The organism is Acinetobacter sp. UBA6571, assembly GCF_002434085.1.
Taxonomy (GTDB): Bacteria; Pseudomonadota; Gammaproteobacteria; order Pseudomonadales; family Moraxellaceae; genus Acinetobacter; species Acinetobacter radioresistens.
In genome coordinates, this window is record NZ_DJJJ01000034.1 from 44,925 (window position 1) to 65,350 (window position 20,426).

At 40.0% G+C, this 20,426-nt stretch carries 19 protein-coding genes; 2 read left to right on the forward strand and 17 right to left on the reverse strand.

Annotated features, from left to right (window positions below; all coding sequences use genetic code 11):
- Window positions 1-2: 2 nt before the first annotated feature.
- From B3X18_RS06265 to B3X18_RS06280, 4 genes are all read right to left on the reverse strand, one after another.
- Window positions 3-827 (reverse strand): undecaprenyl-diphosphate phosphatase, encoded by an 825-nt coding sequence (locus B3X18_RS06265; RefSeq protein WP_005027708.1) that lies wholly within the window; start codon window positions 825-827, stop codon window positions 3-5.
- A 13-nt stretch (window positions 828-840) separates the two neighbouring features.
- Window positions 841-1,506 carry a tRNA (adenosine(37)-N6)-threonylcarbamoyltransferase complex dimerization subunit type 1 TsaB gene (tsaB, locus tag B3X18_RS06270; RefSeq protein WP_005027710.1) on the reverse strand — a complete coding sequence of 222 codons (666 nt, stop codon included), beginning with the start codon at window positions 1,504-1,506 and terminating at the stop codon, window positions 841-843.
- Between the two features lie 135 nt (window positions 1,507-1,641).
- A complete protein-coding gene (locus B3X18_RS06275; protein ID WP_017400939.1) occupies window positions 1,642-2,172 on the reverse strand; it encodes a gamma carbonic anhydrase family protein in 531 nt (176 codons plus the stop codon).
- A gap of 24 nt (window positions 2,173-2,196) precedes the next feature.
- Complete coding sequence (locus tag B3X18_RS06280; RefSeq protein ID WP_005018581.1) at window positions 2,197-2,802, reverse strand: CoA pyrophosphatase; 606 nt, start codon at window positions 2,800-2,802, stop codon at window positions 2,197-2,199.
- A gap of 130 nt (window positions 2,803-2,932) precedes the next feature.
- Between B3X18_RS06280 and B3X18_RS06285 the strand changes: the two genes are divergently transcribed.
- Window positions 2,933-3,481 carry an NUDIX hydrolase gene (locus tag B3X18_RS06285; protein WP_005404874.1) on the forward strand — a complete coding sequence of 183 codons (549 nt, stop codon included), beginning with the start codon at window positions 2,933-2,935 and terminating at the stop codon, window positions 3,479-3,481.
- Window positions 3,482-3,577: 96 nt separating this feature from the next.
- Here the strand turns inward: B3X18_RS06285 and B3X18_RS06290 are convergent, their stop codons facing one another.
- The 6 genes from B3X18_RS06290 to B3X18_RS06315 all read right to left on the reverse strand — a co-directional run bounded on the left by B3X18_RS06290 (window position 3,578) and on the right by B3X18_RS06315 (window position 11,605).
- Window positions 3,578-5,527, reverse strand: coding sequence for a hypothetical protein (locus B3X18_RS06290; RefSeq protein WP_026444004.1), 1,950 nt, complete (start codon window positions 5,525-5,527; stop codon window positions 3,578-3,580).
- A 23-nt stretch (window positions 5,528-5,550) separates the two neighbouring features.
- The gene (filE, locus tag B3X18_RS06295; RefSeq protein ID WP_228131027.1) at window positions 5,551-6,783 is read right to left on the reverse strand and encodes a putative pilus assembly protein FilE; all 1,233 of its coding nucleotides are present in this window, start codon (window positions 6,781-6,783) and stop codon (window positions 5,551-5,553) included.
- Window positions 6,777-8,441 (reverse strand): OmpP1/FadL family transporter, encoded by a 1,665-nt coding sequence (locus B3X18_RS06300; protein ID WP_034670733.1) that lies wholly within the window; start codon window positions 8,439-8,441, stop codon window positions 6,777-6,779. The genes filE and B3X18_RS06300 overlap by 7 nt, the downstream gene beginning before the upstream one ends.
- A gap of 12 nt (window positions 8,442-8,453) precedes the next feature.
- A complete protein-coding gene (locus B3X18_RS06305; RefSeq protein WP_034670736.1) occupies window positions 8,454-9,563 on the reverse strand; it encodes a hypothetical protein in 1,110 nt (369 codons plus the stop codon).
- A gap of 49 nt (window positions 9,564-9,612) precedes the next feature.
- A complete protein-coding gene (locus B3X18_RS06310) occupies window positions 9,613-10,446 on the reverse strand; it encodes a C39 family peptidase (protein ID WP_005018574.1) in 834 nt (277 codons plus the stop codon).
- A gap of 193 nt (window positions 10,447-10,639) precedes the next feature.
- Window positions 10,640-11,605 carry a DUF6160 family protein gene (locus B3X18_RS06315; RefSeq protein ID WP_005027722.1) on the reverse strand — a complete coding sequence of 322 codons (966 nt, stop codon included), beginning with the start codon at window positions 11,603-11,605 and terminating at the stop codon, window positions 10,640-10,642.
- 261 nt (window positions 11,606-11,866) lie between these two features.
- On the opposite strand from B3X18_RS06315, the gene B3X18_RS06320 reads away from it, so the two are divergent.
- Window positions 11,867-13,225 carry an anthranilate synthase component I family protein gene (locus B3X18_RS06320; RefSeq protein ID WP_005027725.1) on the forward strand — a complete coding sequence of 453 codons (1,359 nt, stop codon included), beginning with the start codon at window positions 11,867-11,869 and terminating at the stop codon, window positions 13,223-13,225.
- Here the strand turns inward: B3X18_RS06320 and hisC are convergent, their stop codons facing one another.
- From hisC to B3X18_RS06355, 7 genes are all read right to left on the reverse strand, one after another.
- On the reverse strand, window positions 13,226-14,314 hold the full coding sequence (gene hisC, locus B3X18_RS06325) for a histidinol-phosphate transaminase (RefSeq protein WP_005406861.1): 1,089 nt from the start codon (window positions 14,312-14,314) through the stop codon (window positions 13,226-13,228).
- A gap of 72 nt (window positions 14,315-14,386) precedes the next feature.
- On the reverse strand, window positions 14,387-15,685 hold the full coding sequence (gene hisD / locus B3X18_RS06330; protein ID WP_161794082.1) for a histidinol dehydrogenase: 1,299 nt from the start codon (window positions 15,683-15,685) through the stop codon (window positions 14,387-14,389).
- Window positions 15,686-15,868: 183 nt separating this feature from the next.
- A complete protein-coding gene (gene hisG, locus B3X18_RS06335) occupies window positions 15,869-16,567 on the reverse strand; it encodes an ATP phosphoribosyltransferase (protein WP_005018563.1) in 699 nt (232 codons plus the stop codon).
- Window positions 16,564-17,823 (reverse strand): UDP-N-acetylglucosamine 1-carboxyvinyltransferase, encoded by a 1,260-nt coding sequence (gene murA / locus B3X18_RS06340; RefSeq protein WP_286935202.1) that lies wholly within the window; start codon window positions 17,821-17,823, stop codon window positions 16,564-16,566. The genes hisG and murA overlap by 4 nt, the downstream gene beginning before the upstream one ends.
- Before the next feature lie 7 nt (window positions 17,824-17,830).
- Window positions 17,831-18,082 (reverse strand): BolA family iron metabolism protein IbaG, encoded by a 252-nt coding sequence (ibaG, locus tag B3X18_RS06345; RefSeq protein ID WP_005027733.1) that lies wholly within the window; start codon window positions 18,080-18,082, stop codon window positions 17,831-17,833.
- A 135-nt stretch (window positions 18,083-18,217) separates the two neighbouring features.
- Window positions 18,218-18,550 (reverse strand): ribosome hibernation-promoting factor, HPF/YfiA family, encoded by a 333-nt coding sequence (gene hpf / locus B3X18_RS06350; RefSeq protein ID WP_005018556.1) that lies wholly within the window; start codon window positions 18,548-18,550, stop codon window positions 18,218-18,220.
- A gap of 169 nt (window positions 18,551-18,719) precedes the next feature.
- A complete protein-coding gene (locus B3X18_RS06355; protein WP_005027737.1) occupies window positions 18,720-20,165 on the reverse strand; it encodes an RNA polymerase factor sigma-54 in 1,446 nt (481 codons plus the stop codon).
- Between the last annotated feature and the right edge of the window lie 261 nt (window positions 20,166-20,426).

The following is a 20,426-nucleotide window of genomic DNA, read 5'->3' on the forward strand; positions in this document are numbered from 1 at the left end:
GCTTACCATAATCTCCAGCCAGTAAAGGCAAATAACAGGATCAGTAATCCGGATGCGATCCGGTACCAGGCAAAGATCATGAAATCACGCTTGGCCACATAAGCGACTAAAACACGAATCAGGAACAATGCTGAAATAAAGGAAACTAGAATCCCCCAGCCGATTACCAACCAGTCAAAATTACTTTCCAGTACATCATAACTTTGATACAGATCTAAAAGACCGGCTCCGATAATGACAGGAATACCGAGAAAGAAAGAGAATTCGGTTGCCGATTTACGTGACAGACCCAACATCATGCCGCCAATAATTGTTGCGCCTGAGCGCGAAGTGCCCGGAATCAGTGATAAGATCTGAATCAGGCCAATCCAGATTGCCTGTTTGATACTGATATTCTCAACTTCAGGTGCATTGACTTTAGGTGGATTCTTTTCTATCCATATAATAATCAGGCCACCAACAATCAAACCAATTGCTACTGCCACATCATTAAATAGAAGCTCTTTAACCTGCTGACCAAACGTCAGACCCACCAGTACAATTGGAATCGAGGCCAGAATCAGCCCAAAGCCCAGACGGCGACCTTTTTCTTCGCCCGTGATCATACCTGTGGCAGCGTCCCATAGACGCGACCAGTATTCATAAATCACTGCCGCGATTGCCCCCATCTGGATGGCAATTACAAAGACTGCACTTTTTTCTTTAGTCCAGAAATCCATTAACTCTGAGGCCAGAATCAAATGTCCAGTACTTGAAATCGGAAGGAATTCAGTGATTCCCTCAACAATACCCATGATGGCTGCTTTAAATAGCAGTAAAAGATCCATACCGTATTCCTAATTATGCTTTACCTTGTTCTGGTATTTTTTTCCACGCATTGTCACGCAAGTAGACTGGTAAAGCCTGCTCGGCACTTAACCACTCGGCTTTTAATGCCTGTACTCGTGCGATCGCTGCAATATCTTGGGCTGTTGCCGTAATCTGCTGGTAGTTTACCTGTGCTGTATCAACTAAGGCTGAACCAGAACCCACCAGTGGAAACTGGACAGCTTGTCTGGCAGTCTCATAATCAAGTAGCTGTTCCTCAGCAACTGGCCGCATAATATGCTGTTCATCTAACTGAAAACTGCCTATATAAACTTCCTGCATCCGTGCATCCAGTACGGCACTCACCTCTTTGAGGCCCGTCAGACGATAGGCTGCCTGAGCCAGTGCCTGTAAGGTTGATACGGGAATGACTGGCAAATCGTTGGCCCAAGCCAGTGCCTGGGTGACTGCAGCATTAATGCGTACGCCGCTGAATGAACCTGGTCCACGGCTAAACGCTATTGCGGATAACTGCTCCAATTGCAGTGAAGTTTGCTGCAATCCCTTTTCAATCATAGGTAGTATCATTTGTGTCTGTGCTTTAGTACGCTCATCCAGCTGAAAGAACAGCTCCTGAATGTCATCTACTATGGATACGGAACACTGCTCGTTGGCAGTTTCCAATGCCAGCAATTTCATGCACAACCTTAAATAAAATCAGTTAAAAATTGTTGGCTATCATACTCCACTCATGTTTCAGTGGCGAGGATTTCACAGAGCAAATACAAAAAAGCCAAGTCTATACTTGGCTAAATTTTCTTCTTTCAGATTCAGTTAAAGTTTAACTTCTTCCAGGTGTGTAAATCGCTTAAAATGTTCTGCATAATGTAGTGCGCTGAAACGGATATGCGCTGCAACCTGCTCATCCACCTGTTTCACGACTTTTCCAGGCGACCCCATGACAACTGAGTTGTCTGGAATAATTTTACCTTCTGGGATCAAAGCGTTAGCACCAATAATACAGTTTTTACCAATCACTGCATTATTTAGAATTACAGAATTAATTCCAATTAATGTATTGTCTCCAATGGTACAGCCATGCAGCATGGCTTGATGACCAATCGTAACATATTGCCCGATATTCATCTCGATGCCGGCATCAGTATGTAATACGGCATTTTCCTGCACATTGGTATAATCACCAAGATGGATTTTAGAATTATCTGCACGGATCACCGCTCCAAACCAGATGCTGACCTGCTGCCCCATTTCAACCTGACCAATCACTGTGGCGTTGTCTGCTACCCATCCATCCCAAGGCTGCTGTAAAGCTTTAGGCGCGTGCCCTTCAAATTTATATAACATGTTTCTATTCCCTGTTTGTTTTAGTCAGTATTTTCTAGCCTGAAAAGTAGGCGAGTTCAACAAGAATGGCCATTCTTTTTTATAATTTAAGCCATATTTAAACAGCGCAATTAACATTCGGGCCGTCAGGCCCCAAATAATTTCATTATTAATCCGCATACTGGGAAAATATAATGACTGATGCGCATAATGAACCTCATAAGGTACAGGAGGTGCATGCATCAGTTCGTCTAATGAAACATAAAAAATCCGGTCGATTTCAGAAGGCTGCGGATTGAGTTCCAACCCGGCCGGAATAAGTCCAACTACCGGTTTAACCAACATACCATTACGCGCACGATGCATAGGTAAATCGCCTATCAGCTCTACTTCAAACGGGTTAAGGCCAGTTTCTTCCTGAGCTTCCCGTAGTGCAATCACAATATTGCTGGTATCTGTCGCATCCCGTTTCCCGCCTGGAAACGAGACTTCACCTGCATGACTGTTCAGATAGGCAGAACGGCGTGTTAGCAGCACTTTCGGATCAGGCTCATTGGTAATAGCAATCAGGACTGCGGCATGGGCAGGCTGTATACGTCTTGAAAACCGCAAGCGTTGTTGCAGAAGTTGTATGAGTGAATGATCATCCATGCCATTACCTTATCTTCGCTCTTTTATTCTATTTTCATCATAGCTGAAATTGTCGGGCTTGACATACAAATGATGCGAAAGCATAAAATTTCGGTTATGCTGAATGCCACCTCTCCTGGCGTTAATGTATATGAATTTCTGCATCATTTGTGGGCATGAGACAACTGAAAAAATTCCTTTAGGCGATCATCAAATTCGTCGTGTCTGTGTTCAATGTGGAAATATACATTATGAGAATCCGAAGGTAATTTGTGGAGCTTTAGCACTTTGGGAAGATAAAGTCCTGCTTTGTCGCCGCGCTATTGAACCGCGTTACGGACTCTGGACACTGCCAGCTGGCTATATGGAATTATTTGAAACCATGGAACAGGGTGCAGCACGTGAAACCCGTGAAGAAGCTGAAGCTGAAATTCATATTGAACAGTTATACTGTATGTATAATATTCCACGAATCGGGCAGATCTATGTGCTGTTTAAAGCTAACTTAATTGATGGTACATTTGGAGCGGGTGAAGAAAGTATTGAATGTCGTCTCTTTGATGAACATGAAATTCCCTGGACTGAATTAGCTTTTCCGAGTGTCGAGCGGACTTTACGTCATTATTTTGAAGACCGGAAAAATAATTCTTTTATTACCCATCTTGAAACTATTGGTACGCGTATAGATCACACCGGCTAATATAAAATATAATAAAAAGACCAGAACAAATTAATATTACTCTGGTCTTTTATAGAACTTGATTCATATAAATACAAATCATTTGATGTCAGAATTTTATTTAGTTTTAACCTGATAACAGTCTGGCAAAGTCATTTCTATTTTTCCGCCCGCCAGCTTTGCCAGATTTAAATCAGCCTGTGTGACTTCTTTTTTAGTTGGATCATTTTCAGTCTTTTTCTGGTTTGCATTATTAAAGGTATTCTGGAAGCTTGCTAATGTATTGGCCCATTGTACAGCTTCTCCTGCAGAGTCCGTAAAGCGAATTGACCTGTTACCGTTTAATAGTCCACCAAGCTGTATTCTTGCTCCCCCAACAGAAAGTATTTCACCATTTTCTGCGAGCTGCAATTTGACATTCATTCCCACTAATGCACCATTGATATTATTAAAAGTATCATTGGCTAAAATCATGCGTACAGAAATAGAATTATCATTAGTAAATACGCGGGCCGTGGTTCCTAAACGATACTGTTGCACTCCATAATTATCTATTAATTCCGGGCTGATACTATCTGAATTACATAAAGCCGTAGACATATCTGATGCAGTTGCATTTGGCCGGATATTAGTTCGAATATCTCCATTGGCATCTACTACAATGCCCAGTTTAATATTATTGACCGAAGTATCATTAAACTTGAAGGTCAGATCAGCATAAAGTGGAAAAATATAATTTTCGCCTACACGGCTATTATTAATAGACTTGAAGACTTTTTTATCCAGATAAGTAATATGGTAGATTTTGTACAGATCCATAGGTCCTTGAAATAATTCACCGGCTACGTCCTGCTGCCAGTGACCTAAATCATTTTTATCTGCTTCTGTGATCGTTGTTTTTCTGGTAATTTTTTTATAGAACTTTTCTTGCCCGGCCATAATACTGTTATTAAATAGTTTACCTTGAGTAATCAGTAAATCTTGAGAGTTCTGTTCACTGACTTTAAATGTAAAAGGCTGATCTATTCTCTTAGTAAGTGGATTAATCCAGTGATCCTGTGGTTCCGCAGTGATTCTCACTGGCCTGGTAGAGGTAATAAGTTCCAGATTAGCACCGATAACTGCAGATGTAGCTTTAGTAACACTTCCTTTCCATTGAATGCCACTCCCAAGAGTGTAGCCCTGCCGGTCAGTAATCAACATAAAATGACCTAAAGCACGTTTAATAGAAATATCATTTAAGTCACAAACTGGTTTATTACACCCTACCATGCCTTCTGAGCCGGCATTACTTGCTATTTGATCAATTAAATTTGTTGGAAAGACGGCAAATTCAGGTTGATAAACTGCAGAATTAGCAATATTGACTAATTTATTTAGCGTAATAAAAGCATCTTGATCTGTAATTTGTGAAACATCCAGCCATGGGCGAATCAATTCAACATATCTTTTACTGACAATATCTTCGGCAGTCACTGAGGTAGAAATTTTTTCCAGATTTTGTCTTACTGCATCTGTAATATAAAGTGCCTGGATATCCGTAGGCACTTCAATTCTTTGTTCTTTGAGTGCCAATGCCTGAATAATTTTAACCAGTTCTAAGGCAACTTTCACGGTAGGATCACTCTGCTGAAGCATTTTGGCATCTTGTCCAGTTATTCCAGCAGCAAGATCAAGCAAGGTCAAACGAGGAACCGTACCAATTGTATCGGATGAACTAATTTTATTGAGGTCTACTTCACCCAGACTAATTTTTCTGTCGTCACTGCCCATCATAAAGAATTCCGCCTTATCGCCTGTACGGCAAGTTCCTGTAACTACAGAGTTGGCAAAATCCATTAAAGTTATAAACGTATTATTGGCGTCACTACTACAGGTAAAATTCAGACCATCAACGGGATAATCTAAAATAAATTCAGTACATCCTTTATCATTTGCTTTACATGTTCCGTTGACATACGTCATCGTATCTTTTTCGGGGATAATATTTGCACTTTCACCACCGCAGCCACTCAATGCAGCCATTAATACAGTCATCGTAAATGGTAGTAGATATTTATTTTTCATTCTTCATGCTCTTTTTTTTCGGTTTAACGTAGTGCAATTAGTTTTAACTGTCCCTGATTACTCAGTACATAATTCGGCGTATCTGGGGCTGAAAGTAAGGGAGTCATTAGTAAGTACTGAGTATGGACTGGTATACGGATCACACCTTCAAGTTTTTTAAAATGAATCATCGAGGCATCAGTATCATGGTTTTTAAAGCCTCCAGCCCCCTCAATGACACAACCTTTTGCATCCAGAAATATGACTAAAGGCCAATAAAAAGTCGGTCTGTTTTGCTGGGAGGCGTACGAGTTAATCTGGACATGCTGTATCTGGCCAGATAGTTCAACCACTTCAAAATCGAACTGATCCTTTAAAGGAGCGCGCGGCCAGATATTAATTTCTTGCTCTGCATTCATCCTTTTAGCTTTCTTAATCTTTTTATCTTTAAAACACTGTTGTCCTAAACTTTCTACTGCTTCGGCCTGAGATATACGATAGTAAGTAGGAGCTAAAACAATTACCTGATTTGCCTGTATCGGACTCTTTTTGAACAGATGATCTAAAGTGGACTTGCCTACCCCTTTCTCTCTTTCAATAACCTGTAAACGCGTGGAGCCATTACGTGTATCAATAATCCCTTCTGGCATAGTATAGAAACGTTTTTTTCCATCTATATTAAATTCTTTATCTTCCAGATATTCACTTTTAATATATTGCTCACCGTCAATTACTGTTAAAGCCTGTTGCTGTGCGGTGAGGGCTGGAGTATTGATTTTTTGCTCTTTTTGATGGGTTGCTTGCGTCTCTGGAATAATAATGTTTTTTTGTGGCGTCACAACTTGTTTCGGCTGCTTTATAGAAGAACTATGGTCTGGCAACTTTTCTACTGGTTTAACTATCGATGTAACAGCCTGTATTTCTTTAGGGGCAACAATCAACGGCTGATTATCTGCATTAATTATATCTTGAGCTGTTTTCTTCTCCATCCCATTTGAAGAAGATAGAACATTTTTTGATGACATAATCACAACATCTATCTGACTTTTGTCATCCCTAGATGTTTTTAGTTTATGAGTAAAATTGGTAGTTTCAGCCTCAGGCTGAACCAGTTTTTCAGGTCTTTTATCTGGGCGTTGTACTACCATAGGCCGCCCATCAGGACCAATAATAGTATGAAACTCTCCAGCTGATACAAACGATACTGGCATTAAACTTAATGCGAATATCATTTTAATGACGATGTCCCTTTTCATTTTCTTTTCAAAGCCTACCACTTTGTTCTATAACTTAGACCCAAGATTGTAATTTTAGTATCCGTTTTCATATTTAAACCCGCAAACGGGTTCAGCAAGATATTATTTACCCCAGGCAAATTCCCTAAATTACTGGCACCTGCTGGAATTTTATCGCGGCTTTGTAAGAAACCAATTGATAAATCCAGATCTGTATCTGCATCAAAACGATAGCCTAATCCAAGACCAAATAGTTGTGCGTTATTGATTGGAACCATGGTATTACGTTTATGATCAGGAATAGCGCTGGTCCGTGGTTCATAGCCTGCCCGTAGCTTTAAACGGTCTGTAGCTGAGTATTCGAGGCCAATTCCAAAATTCCATGGCGAAGTAAATTCTAGAGGTAAGGCCAGATTGGCATCCCCAATATTCTCAGATAAAAGTTTTGCAATTTTTAGCGCAGAAATTTCCCGGTCAAACTCAAATTTAAATTTGTCCCAAGCCCTATAGTCTGTCCAGCCTACATCGAAGTTAAGCTGTAAATCAGGTAAAATTTTATATTTTATTCCTGCCTGAAAGTGTGCCGGGTATTCAAAATCCATAGCCACCAGCCCTGACTCACTTCCTGGAATAGAACGGGGAAAGCCTAAAATAGCAGCCAGAATCTGCCCAGTCGGTGAGGACATGAGACCATTGATGAGTTCTTGTGGAGCTTTGGCATTATCAATATGGTATTTACCTTTTAACCGCATTTTTGCAGAACTTTGATACACCATGCCTAAGCTAAAGTCATCCGTTGGCTCCCACAGTACACCCAAGTTATAACTTGGACTCAGAGATTGTTCTAAAGCAACTTGCATCTGTCCAAAACGGCTAAAAGGATTCATACCTTCTTCAGCATTACAAATACCTAATAGTAAGATATCAGTAATAATGTCCTGATTTTCCTTGAAAGGTGTACAGACCACCTCATCAATCATACGTAACATTCCAATCAATTCATTGGGAAAACGTAAATCTGTTTTCAGACCAATGGCTTGATAAGACATGCCAATAGATGCGCCAATTGATAATTCATCATTCACTTCATAAGCAAAAGATGGCGATAGATAGGTAATCCTCTCCAAGGCAACCTGTTGCCCCATAAAATTACCAGGATTTCCATTTTCAGCACCGAAACCGGCTACCAGAGGTGCATACATAGCGGTAGCAAATGTAGTTTTAGATCCAGGCGGATTATATGCAATCCCCGCTGTTGGTGCGACCATTGGCATCCCTTCGCCCAAATCGACCATTTTTTTTAAAATCGGAACATACAGGCTGACGTACTCTACATCACCCCTCACCGGGCCTTTAAAATCAGTACACAAGTCCGAATCAACTTCTGGCCCGTCATTACATACTAATGGGTCATCAGAATAACCAAATACATTGTAGCCAGCAGGTACGGTAAATTCACGTTTGATATCGAAATTCGCCACAATTCCTTGCAGGTCGGTCTGTAAGCCCTCAATTTTGGTCAATGCCGCCGGGTTAAAATGGATTGCACTAATCCCGGGAGGGTCTGCTGTTACAGCATTTCCCATAGTTAATGACCGAATATCAACAGATAAATTTTGCCCTAATTGAGCAAATGCAACACTGGAACAGCCCGATAATAAAATTGCAGACACTAGCGGGCGAAGTCGATTAATTTTCATACGACCAGCCTCTTAGCGTAATTTTTTACCAAAACCTAAAATATCTAGTGGGAAAGAAAGACCCAAAGACACATCAGGTGCATCTTCTGTCAGTCCTATACCCAGTGTACCGTTTACAATAGTCTCTGGTGATACCCGTACGCCTAGAGATATTGCAAAGGTTGAACTGGTTTGATCTGCAACCGAATAACTTTCTCCACTTGTATATGTGAATTCAGCATCAGTATTGAAACTTTGCTGATAAGACATGGTCATCGAAATATCATAGTTAAATGAATAGGCAAAACCAAAAGCGAATCCACCACTTATACCTGGATTAAACTCATCAATGATTCGTGACCCACGGCGCTGATTCAGTCCAGTTTCTTTAAAACCGTAGTTGGCTGATACTGAGGCGAAGAGTACAACAGGATCAATATATTTACGGGTACTCGCCCCTATACCTGCCGAATAATATCCTTTACCGGTAGAAAGGTCTGTTGTTGGATTAATCTCATAAGGACTATCGCCAGTTTTACTGGAAAGATTACCAAATAAAATCAGCGGTAAGCGTCCAGCTTTTAAGGGAAAAGGCTCCCAACGCGCCCCTACTGAAATATCCCCCAGACCCGCAGTAGAAGCATCTTTGAGCAGATCTGTTTTTGCAACCAAAGGTAATGAAGCAGTGAACGTTAAGTTATCCAGCACGCCATATTGAGCAGTAAAGGTATTGGTTAGGGTATGACTGGCATTTTCCTGCACCCGTAATTGGTATAGCTGCCCTTGAGCCATTTCTAAATCTAGCTGTGTATCTCTGTAATAAGTATAGTCGACATCATAATATGCAGAGATATCACCCTTTTTGATTAAAGAATACTGACGCTCATTGGATGTAAACACTTCCTGTAAATTGGTTTCTTTAGTCGCATCACCTGCCTGCTGTTGCAGAGCCATTGAAGCATCTTGCTGCTCTGACACTGTTTCTGATGTAATAGGCTGTTCAGGAGATGCGGCTTCAATATCCTGCCGATTTGCTGTTTTTTCCTTCTCTAGCGCTCCCGGCTGTTCAGCCGCATAAGCCACCCCGAATAACATCTGAATACTTAAAGCCAAGACTGTTCTATTCATCCACTTACGGTCCATTTTCCATCCCACCTTTTTATTTTTTTAATTTCAAAAAATTTCTGTGCTGCTATTTATTTTTGTAATAGAGCCTCAGATAGTTATAAGTAGGTTGCCCATAACTTTCTGATTCCTTATTCAAATTTCGATCTAGACGTATAGTTGAGGCTTTATCGGCAATTTTTTCCATATAGAATTGCGGATATTGAATATCCACAAAGGCATAACGGTTTACTGTGGCATCTTCTACATGACGCATATCAGCATCTTGCAAAGCCAACAGGTTTTTTCTTTGTTCAGGCGCTACGTTAATCAAGAACAGTGTATTATTTTCCCAAATTTCCTTAAAACGCTGCTCGTCAAAACTTATATTCCCCAAAGCCGGGTCAGCGACGTAAACGCGCCCATTCTTATAGGCTTTATAAACCACAAAATGCTTAAAACCGGCGTAACTGATTGGTACAATTGCAGGCTGACCCTGCTTGACCAAATCTGAAAATTCTCCTTTATACCCTCCACTTTCTAAACCTAAAGCTTCTACAAAACGCTTCATGTCCAACAGGGAAAAACTGCGCCGCTCAATAATACGTTCTGTTTCACCAAACTTTAAAAGTCCATTCATGGTCTGTTGTTCTGATAAATCAGTGCCAACATACCCATTTAAAAGTGTGGTAAGTGCGGCTGAACCACAACTATAATCGTAAGCCTGACGGACAATACCTCGGAACTGGTCTTCTAATGCGGGTTTAATAAGTACAGGTTCTCTATGCATTCGGACAAAAGAGTTATTTCGAGAATCTAAAGTTTCTGTATAATAAACTGCTTCTTCCGGTTTCTTTTTTATTTCAAAGGCTTCCGTGGCAAAGTAATACATTAATGCCGAGCCTAAAGCGATCTCTAACATATCTTTAACTTTTTAGTTTTCAGTAATTATACTGATATTCGTTATTTTTCTAGAGTATAAACTCTACTTCCTTGTACCACTCAAGATACCTTTTTTTTTTAAAAATAACAGCTTTTTTTAGGATTTTTGAAAAAAATTATATTTTATTGTAAAAAAAAGCGCGTGAAGTCACGCGCTTTTAAATAGAAATTTATTATCGACCAGAAATGGTAATCACAGAACCTTGGTTGTATTGACCCATTGCAGGACTGTAATAAGTTTGTAGTCCCTGAATTTCTACATCCCCAATTGAAGCAGCATCGCGGCTACCTAAATGAACACCCTTAACATAGTTATCAATTGGACCTGAGTTACTTACCATACGAATATAGCCATTATTAGTACCTTCTTTACCGATCACACTAATTTTTTGATCAATTGATAGATCACGAGCATTAGCATCAGCTACTTTAATACTATCGACAAAAATTTCACCAGCAGCACGTGTAGCTGTTTTAGTTGAGTTATCTAGAATACCCAGGTTCTTGATCTCAAGACCGCCCAGCATTTTTGCATCTAGCTTAATCATGGCGCCCTGTGGAGCTGCACCTAATTGAATATTTGCTGACATTGGACCTGTTTTTAATGAAAGGCCAGAGAGAATAGCATTATAGTTTGTATCATCCCCCCCACGACGAATACTCGTTGCAGTTGCAGGATCTGCTACAGCATTAGAACCGGTTACCCCAATCTCGCCAATATTGATATCTAGACCCGATACATCAGCAGCAATATTAATAAATGCACCACCAGCTGCTTTGTCGCCTGCATCAGAGTCAATACGCAGGTCAGCAAGATTACGAGTTGTTAGCAGATATTTGCCTGCATCATCATAATTGGCTTTGACTACTACACCCAGCTTTTCGTTAATATCGCCTGTTTTACCGTTACCCTTAATTACGATGGCACCAGCCTTTCCAGCAGTGCTTCCACCTGTTAGGCCATCATTATCATGAATAAATAATTTTTCAATTTCAACCTTTGAAATACCGATCCCGATATTAATACCATCTTGGCCAGTGGTTGCACTTAATGAAGCATCATCCATCGCTTGCATTGCCATTGCATTTGCACTAATTGCCATAGAAGAAACTAAAGCAATTTTAGTAAACATTTTCATTCCATACTCTCCTAAGAGTTTTTATTTTTTTGATTGTCTAGCTACTCTTAATTTCTACTGTTTTTTTATTTTCTGCAGTAGAAACATCCTGTCCTTGAGTAGCTACTTTAGATTAGCAAGCTTAAGTTAGCCTGAGAGGATTAATTGATCAACTGCTGCCCATCATAATCAAAGCAAAACCGATAAACGGTATCTGGATTTAGGTCATAGTTAATTATGTAGTAATATGTGCCACTGTTTTATCAGATGCACTTATAGACTATGCCAAAGCTGAGAAAAAAGCTTGATTTTTATCATAATGATCCTGCTTCTATTTTAAATAAATTGAGGGATTTTTTTGGTTTAGTTTATTTAGAAGATAATCATCGGCCTATTATTGCATTTCTGCCAGATCAATATATTAAATACCAGTCCGGCTTATTTTCAGCTTATAAAAAAAATACTGATTATTCTTATTCAATTACTCATCATAAAATAGATTTACTTGATTTTATTTGTTTAGATCCTGAATTTAAGGGTTCTTCTCAAGCAGGATTTAACGGTGGATATATTGGATTTATTAGCTACGATTTTGCTGCCCAACAACATCTTAAAATTCATATAGAATATAAAAAACAGCCAAGTTTATATTTAGGCAAATATCATCATTATTTAAAGTATGAAGCAGAAGAGTGGATATTTTATAGTGAAGGTCAAGATGCATTAATCATTTATCAAAATATTTATGATGCTCTTCATTTAGATCATGATTCAGATACTCAGGTGTTTCAGCTGGTTCAGACCTGTCAGCCACGCTGGACTAAACAGCAATATATTTCAGCCTTTAAGCAAGTGCAGGAATATATTACAGCAGGTGACTGTTACCAAATTAATTTAACTCAAGAGTTTAAAGCTCAAGGTAATGGTCATTTACTAGACTGTGCAGCGAAATTTTGGGCTATGACAAATGCGCCTTATGCGGGCTACCTAAAAATAGATAATCTTGAAATCTTAAGTTGCTCTCCTGAGCTTTTTATTGATTTTAAAGAACAACAGCAAATTATAACACGCCCGATTAAAGGGACCATGCCGCGTTATGCAGATCCGATACTTGACCAGAAAGCAAAAAACACTTTAATTAACTCCAAAAAAGATCAGGCAGAGAATGTTATGATCGTTGATTTACTGCGTAATGACTTCAGTCTCTATGCCCAAAAGGGTTCAGTTAAAACACTAAAATTATTTGAAATTGAAAGTTTTAATCAAGTCCATCATATGGTCAGTGAAGTACAAGCTATATTAAACAAAAATATTTCACCGTTTCAGGTCTTGTTATCTGCTTTGCCGGGCGGCTCAATTACGGGTGCGCCTAAAATACGTGCCATGGAAATTATTGCAGAACTTGAAGAAGCTGCTCGGGGTGCTTATTGCGGTTCATTAGGTTATTTTAATTTTGATGGAACAGGCTGCTGGAATATCCTGATCCGGACCATCCAAAAATATGATCATGATATTTCTATCTGGGCAGGCGGCGGTATTACTATTGCTTCAGAACAGGAGGCAGAATATCAGGAATGTTTCGATAAAATATCTGCCATGCTGGACTTACTCAATACATGGCAGAGAACAGGTGAATCATAATCAGACTAGAATCTGATTTCTCAATGTATCAATAAGTCTTTGATTTTGTTCATCCGTACCGACAGTAATACGTAAATACTGATTAATACGGGGTTTGTTAAAATAACGTACAATAATGCCATGTTGACGCAGCTCGGCAGCCAAGTCAGCAGCATTTTTATGAGCTAAAGAAACAAAAATAAAATTAGCTTTAGAAGGTAATACCTTGAAATCTAAAGCTTCTAGCCCATTTACAAGCTGCTCACGGCTATCAATTACTTTCTGGCACATAGCCTGAAAATAGTCTTGATCCTGAAATGAAGCTACCGCAGCAGCAATAGCTAAACGGTCCATTGGATAGGAATTAAAACTGTTTTTAACAGTCTCAAGTGCAGCAATTAAATGTGGCTGGGCAATTGCAAAACCAACGCGTAAACCTGCGAGTGAACGTGATTTGGAGGTCGTCTGGCATACCACCAGATTCTCATACTTACTTACCAAACTTACTGCAGATTCTGCACCAAAATCTACGTAGGCTTCATCTATAACCACTACAGAGTCAGGATTATTCTGAAGAATTTCTTCAATTGACAGCAGATCTAATGCAATGCTGGTTGGCGCATTTGGATTAGTAATAATAATACCGCCATTGGGTTGCCTATAATCAGCAATGTCAATTTCGAAGTCAGCGTTTAGTGGCAGTATTTTAGTTTTAACTCCAAAAAACTGGCTATATACCGGATAAAAGCTGTAGGTTATATCTGGATATAAAATTGGATGCTCTTGAATAAAAAATGCTTTGAAAATATGTGCAAGTACCTCATCAGACCCGTTGCCTACAAATACCTGACTGGCTGTAATACCCTGCTGCTGGGCAATTGCTTCTTTTAATGCAGTTGCATCGGGGTCCGGATAAAGACGTAATACATCAGCCTGATTAGCCAGCACAGCCTGTATTGCATCAACAACATAAGGTGATGGCGGATAAGGATTTTCGTTAGTATTTAATTTTAACAGATTTTGAAGTTTAGGCTGTTCACCAGGAATATACGGTTCAAGTTTACGTACTTCAGGACTCCAAAAACGCATTTGTTCGGTAGTTAGTTCCATGTTTAAGATTCTCAAATTCATTTTCCAAAAAGGGCTGTTCCTGACAGCCCCTGAATTCTTTATAAAAGCCTCTCAATAGCGATAGCGGGCTGAGCGAGCATGAGCATCCAGATTTTCTTGCTGTGCCAGGATATCCGCAGTGCGTGCCAGTGGTTGTACGCCCTGTTCAGAACACATGATGAGACTGGTCCGCTTCTGAAAATCATATACACCAAGCGGAGAAGAAAAACGCGCTGTGCCTGATGTCGGCAAGACATGGTTCGGACCTGCACAATAATCACCAATTGCCTCTGGTGTATAACGGCCCATAAAAATAGCTCCTGCATGACGAATCAAGGTAGCCATCTCTTTAGCTTCATCAAGACATAATTCTAAATGCTCTGGAGCAACTTGATTAATCAGCTCTATTGCCTCTTTACGGCTATTTACCAGAACTAAAGCACCACGATTGGCAATTGAAGTACGGGCAATCTCGGCTTTGGGTAGCTGACTTAAATGTTTTTCAATCGCCTCTTCCACAGCCTGTAATAGCTGCTCATCTGGCGTAATAAAAATAGCTTGAGCCACAGTATCATGTTCTGCCTGAGACAGCACATCCATGGCTAGCCAATCAGCATTATTTAGTCCCTCAGCATAAACCAGAATCTCTGAAGGACCTGCAATCATATCAATACCCACTTGCCCAAATACGGCACGCTTGGCTGCTGCAACAAAACGGTTACCCGGTCCGGTAATCTTGTCAACACGCGGAACAGTTTCTGTACCATAAGCAAGTGCAGCTACTGCCTGTGCTCCGCCAATAGTAAATACCCGGCTTACCCCGGCAAGGAATGCAGCAGCAAGTACCAGAGGATTTAATTCACCATCTGGTGCCGGTACTACCATGATTATTTCGGATACTCCTGCTACATGTGCAGGGATCGCATTCATCAGAACAGAGGAAGGATAAGAGGCCAAGCCACCCGGAACATAAATACCGACCCGATCTAATGGAGTCACTTTCTGGCCTAAGGTATTGCCCAATTCATCTATATAAGACCAGCCATCCTGTTTCTGTGCCTGATGAAAAGCACGTATCCGATCCGCTGCCATCTCTAAAGCATCACGTACCTGCGGCTCTAAATTTTCAAATGCTGTTTTTAACTGTGCTTGAGTCAGTTCAAGTTCAGAAAACTGATGCGCTGGATGTCGATCGAACTGTTGAGTGAGTTTAAGAACGTGAGCATCACCATGTTGACGCACATCAGCAATGATCTGGTCTACAGTTTTTAAAAGTTCAGGGTCACTAACTGTCTCAAAAGCTAACAAGTCTGCAAAAGCTTGCTTGAAGTTTTGATCTTGAGTCGATAAACGTCGCATCAATTTACCCACAAGGTCTATGTAAAACTTTAGTTTACCTGTTTTCTACGAACTTGTGGGTAGGAATCGCTCTTGTATTCAAGGACTTTTATTGAAAATAACTTTTGCTAAGATTGATGAAGTTTCAAATCTGCGGTAAAACCAATTAAGGTATAAAAAAACCGTCCTTGAGGACGGTCTTAGATAACAAATACTTTATGGGCTCATTTGCTGGCGTGCTTCTACTGCTTTTTCCAGCTGCGCAATAATTGGATTGAGCAATGCCTGCTTACGTTTAAAGCTAGCTTTATTAACAATGAGACGTGAAGACACTTTACAGATTTCTTCGAGTGGCTCCAAACCATTAGCCCGCAAGGTATTGCCGGTATCTACGACATCAACAATATAGTCCCCCAAGCCGACCAAGGGAGCAAGCTCCATTGAACCATAAAGTTTAATTACATCTACCTGTTCCCCCAGACTTGCATAGTACTGGCGAGTCAGGTTGACATATTTAGTGGCAATTTTTAAACGTCCTTGTGGACGTTTCATACCGACTTTGCCTGCTGTCATTAACTTGCAGTTAGCAATTTTTAGATCAAGTGGCTCATAAACATGCTGAGCCCCATGTTCCATCAACACATCTTTACCAGCAACGCCCAGATCTGCTGCACCATTTTCAACATAGGTAGGTACATCTGAAGCACGTAAAATTAGAATACGTACCTGCTTATGGGTAGTTGGAAAAATTAGCTTGCGAGACTTTTCCGGATCTTCCAGCAGATTAATACCTGCTGTTTCAAGTAAAGGTAATGTTTCTTTTAAAATACGTCCCTTACTCAAAGCCAAGGTTAAACCATGATCAAAATTACCCATTACATCAAAATTTGGATCATCGTTTCTTACTTCACTCATGCACTTACTCGCTTAATCTGGGCACCTAAACTCTGAAGTTTAGCCTCAACATTCTCATAGCCCCGGTCAATATGATAAATACGGTCAACGATGGACTCCCCTTCAGCTGCCAGCGCGGCCAGTACCAGAGAGAATGAAGCTCTCAGATCTGTAGCCATGACCGGAGCTGCTGATAATTTTTCAACTCCTGTCACGACGGCATCGTTACCTTCCACCTGTATATTGGCTCCCATGCGTGAAAGCTCAGGCACATGCATAAAACGATTTTCAAAAATTGTTTCACTAATAGTTGCAAAACCATGTCCAATCGCATTAACAGCCATAAGCTGTGCTTGCATATCTGTCGGGAAGTCGGGATGAGGTAATGTACGGAAACTTACTGCTTTAGGACGTTTATCCTGCATATCCAGTTCGATCCAGTCATCTCCGCGTGTAACTTCTGCACCCAGTTCCTCGAACTTATCTAGCACTGCCTCAAGTAATGTCGGGTCTGTATGGGTCGTCTTAACCTTACCACCAGTAATCGCGGCAGCAGCCAGATATGAACCGGTTTCAATACGGTCAGCTACTACAGCATATTCACAGCCTTGCAAAGATTCTACGCCTGTAATCACCAGCGTATCTGTATCTACACCTTCAATCTTGGCTCCCATTTTAATGAGCATATTAGCCAAATCTGTAATTTCTGGCTCACAAGCAGCATTACGCAGTGTAGTCACACCTTCTGCCAGTACTGCTGCCATTAAAATATTTTCTGTACCGCCCACTGTGACCATATCAAAGGTAATATCTGCACCTTTTAAACGGCCATCTACTTTGGCATTAACATAGCCATTTTCAACTTCAATATGTGCGCCCAATGCTTCGAGTGCCTTGAGATGCAGGTCAACCGGACGCGATCCGATTGCACAGCCACCCGGCAGGGAAACCTGAGCACTGCCATAACGGGCTACCAATGGCCCAAGCACTAAAATAGAGGCGCGCATCGTTTTAACCAGCTCATAAGGTGCAAACTGATTATTTAAGGTAGAGGTATCTGCCTTGACTGTATCACTACTGTAGCTGATGCTAATTCCTAGTCCGGCAATCAGTTCTACCAGCGTATTTACATCTTTTAAGTTAGGAACATTGGTCAGTGTAATAGGTGTTTCGGCAAGAATAGTGGCGGCAAGTAAAGGTAAAGCTGCATTCTTTGCACCCGAAATACGTACTTCACCCTGGAGCTTGATACCGCCATTAATTACAAATTTATCCATTTAAGTCTTAAGCTCCAAACAGGCTTGCTTTGTGCCACTCTTCTTTGGTCATTGCGCGAATAGTGACCGCGTGCACTTCTCCGCTCGCGATATAGGAATTTAGAGGAGCATATACTGCCTGCTGACGAGCAATTGTACGTTTACCTTCAAACTGATCATCAACAATACGAAGATCAAATTTTCCCGCCTGTCCGCTCACAGCAACTTCTGCCTCTGGAAAAGCAGCTTGTAGAATCTCAGTGAGCTGTTCACTATTCATTGTAAAAACCTCTTGTAAGACTGACGGTGTAAAAACCAGATATATTACTATAACTCTAAAGGAATAATGCAGTTGGCCTGTAAAATTTACACATGAAAAAAAAGAGGTATTAAACCTCTTTTTTAAACTGTTTCGTTAAATTGCTAAAGGTTGATAACTACACTGCAACTTTCTATGTTTATAAAGCTGTCTTTTTATTTTTTCTGATAATTTTTTAATAGAAGTATACATATCATCTGCACAAGCCTGTGCAAATAGCTCAATTCCAGGTAAACGGATAATCGCTTCAGCCTTATGGTTAGCACTACCTTTTTTTGAACGCTTGGTAACTTCATGATCTTTACTAAGCTTGACCTGCATACTATTTACCTGGTCAAGATGCTGAGTCAGCTGATTAAACTTGAAACGGATATCCTGTTCTATTGCAGGGGTAATCGTTAAATGGTGGCCACGAATGGTAATTTGCATAATTCTATTCCTCACCTCGTTTCAGGCTTTAAAGTCAGAACAGGGATAGTCTAATGACAGAAAATAGAATTCTGTTAAATTATATCAAACCATTCCTGTACTCCTTTAAATCAAAATGAAAGTTTCACTATGCTGTCATAATGAACTATTAGAATAGCTCGACTAAAAACTAGATCAAGACCTTTCGGTCAGAAGACGACGGAATATTTAAAGATTCACGATATTTTGCTACTGTCCTACGTGCTACATCAATCCCTTCTTCTTTAAGTAAATTCGTAATGGAATTATCAGACAAGGGTTTACGGGGATTCTCATTTGAGACTAGTTTTTTAATCATGGCACGAATTGCAGTTGAAGAAGCCTCGCCCCCTGAGGTGGTGCCTACGTGACTTGAAAAGAAATACTTAAGCTCAAACAGGCCACGTGGAGTCAGCATATATTTGTTACTTGTGACCCGGGATACAGTTGACTCATGCAGCTGTACTTCTTCAGCGACCTCTCTCAAAATGAGGGGTTTCATGCCCTCTGCCCCAATTTCAAAAAAAGTCCGCTGATGTTCAACAATACAGCTGGCTACTTTTAATAAAGTTTTATGCCGCTCATCAATACTTTTAATAAAATTTTTTGCCTCATATAACTGATCTTTTAAATAATTATTATCGGTACTTTGATCAGCGCGCCGAATCATACCAGCATAAAAAGAATTAATACGCAGTTTAGGTAAAATATCGGTATTTAGCTGAACATGCCAAATCTGGTCCTTCTTAGATACAATTACATCAGGAATCTGATAATTAGATGATTCATCCTCAAATTCTATACCGGGATAAGCTTTTAAAGTTTTAAGCATATTAATTGCTGACTTTAAACGTTCAGTATTCAACCCTGTCTGTTTTAATAGCTTGCCAAGATCATTAGCAATCAGTAAATGATAATGCTCCAGCAATATCAAAGCATCCTGAATAACTGGCACAGAGGGTAAAGCTTCAAGCTGAATCCTAAGACATTCTGCCAGATTACGTGAACCTGCACCTAAAGGATCAAGCTGCTGAATATGCTTGAGTACCACATAAACCTCATCATCCTCTACTTCTTCTTCATGACCCATTTCTGCAAGTAAATTTTGAACAGAAGCAGTAATTTCTTCAATTTCAGCTTCAAGAAAGCCCCGTTGGTCTAAAGAATCAACTAAACAATAGGCAATTAACTGATCAATCTGGGAAAAATGTAAAAGGTTAATTTGCTCAAGTAAATGCTGTTTTAAATTTAAAGATTTATGATTATTGTCCTCTTGTTCCTGAAACTCAGGAGTCTCAAGTGCGGTAGACTGATGAATATAAACTTCATCCCAATGAGTATCTACTGGTAGCTCTTCAGGTAAATGGTCTGCATTTAGACTCTGATCAAGCTCATGAATATCTGTATTATTAGAATTTGATAGGGTAGAAATTGAATTTTCATCATCTATTTGTTCAAGTAAAGGATTACTTTCTAACTGAAGCTGGATTTCTTGTTCGAGTTCCAAATTAGATAACTGAAGTAAACGGATGGCTTGTTGTAATTGGGGGGTAAGGGATAAACTATTTGCAACTTTAAGCCCAACCGACAACTTCATAATATCCCACCCTTACTTTATCATATAAAATTAATGCAATTTTTATGCCTCTTTTAATTTTTATAGCATATTCTTATTATAAAACATACAATTTATTTTTTAAGATAGCTAGCTAATTAAAAAATTTTAAACTTCTAAGCCGCTTAAACCGGACTATCAGCCATTGCCAGTATTGCTATGGTTAACTCCCCTTCTATTTCAAAATCAAAGCATAAAAAAAGCCCCCTCACATGAGGGGGCTTTTTAGAATAATGAGCTGGC

Bases quoted from the DNA above. Each gene is read 5' to 3' on its own strand.
- B3X18_RS06265 (WP_005027708.1), bottom strand. From the start codon at position 827: ATGGATCTTTTACTGCTATTTAAAGCAGCCATCATGGGTATTGTTGAG.
- tsaB (WP_005027710.1), bottom strand. From the start codon at position 1,506: ATGAAATTGCTGGCATTGGAAACTGCCAACGAGCAGTGTTCCGTATCC.
- B3X18_RS06275 (WP_017400939.1), bottom strand. From the start codon at position 2,172: ATGTTATATAAATTTGAAGGGCACGCGCCTAAAGCTTTACAGCAGCCT.
- B3X18_RS06280 (WP_005018581.1), bottom strand. From the start codon at position 2,802: ATGGATGATCATTCACTCATACAACTTCTGCAACAACGCTTGCGGTTT.
- B3X18_RS06285 (WP_005404874.1), top strand. From the start codon at position 2,933: ATGAATTTCTGCATCATTTGTGGGCATGAGACAACTGAAAAAATTCCT.
- B3X18_RS06290 (WP_026444004.1), bottom strand. From the start codon at position 5,527: ATGAAAAATAAATATCTACTACCATTTACGATGACTGTATTAATGGCT.
- B3X18_RS06300 (WP_034670733.1), bottom strand. From the start codon at position 8,441: ATGAAAATTAATCGACTTCGCCCGCTAGTGTCTGCAATTTTATTATCG.
- B3X18_RS06305 (WP_034670736.1), bottom strand. From the start codon at position 9,563: ATGGACCGTAAGTGGATGAATAGAACAGTCTTGGCTTTAAGTATTCAG.
- B3X18_RS06310 (WP_005018574.1), bottom strand. From the start codon at position 10,446: ATGTTAGAGATCGCTTTAGGCTCGGCATTAATGTATTACTTTGCCACG.
- B3X18_RS06315 (WP_005027722.1), bottom strand. From the start codon at position 11,605: ATGAAAATGTTTACTAAAATTGCTTTAGTTTCTTCTATGGCAATTAGT.
- B3X18_RS06320 (WP_005027725.1), top strand. From the start codon at position 11,867: ATGCCAAAGCTGAGAAAAAAGCTTGATTTTTATCATAATGATCCTGCT.
- hisC (WP_005406861.1), bottom strand. From the start codon at position 14,314: ATGGAACTAACTACCGAACAAATGCGTTTTTGGAGTCCTGAAGTACGT.
- hisG (WP_005018563.1), bottom strand. From the start codon at position 16,567: ATGAGTGAAGTAAGAAACGATGATCCAAATTTTGATGTAATGGGTAAT.
- murA (WP_286935202.1), bottom strand. From the start codon at position 17,823: ATGGATAAATTTGTAATTAATGGCGGTATCAAGCTCCAGGGTGAAGTA.
- ibaG (WP_005027733.1), bottom strand. From the start codon at position 18,082: ATGAATAGTGAACAGCTCACTGAGATTCTACAAGCTGCTTTTCCAGAG.
- hpf (WP_005018556.1), bottom strand. From the start codon at position 18,550: ATGCAAATTACCATTCGTGGCCACCATTTAACGATTACCCCTGCAATA.
- B3X18_RS06355 (WP_005027737.1), bottom strand. From the start codon at position 20,165: ATGAAGTTGTCGGTTGGGCTTAAAGTTGCAAATAGTTTATCCCTTACC.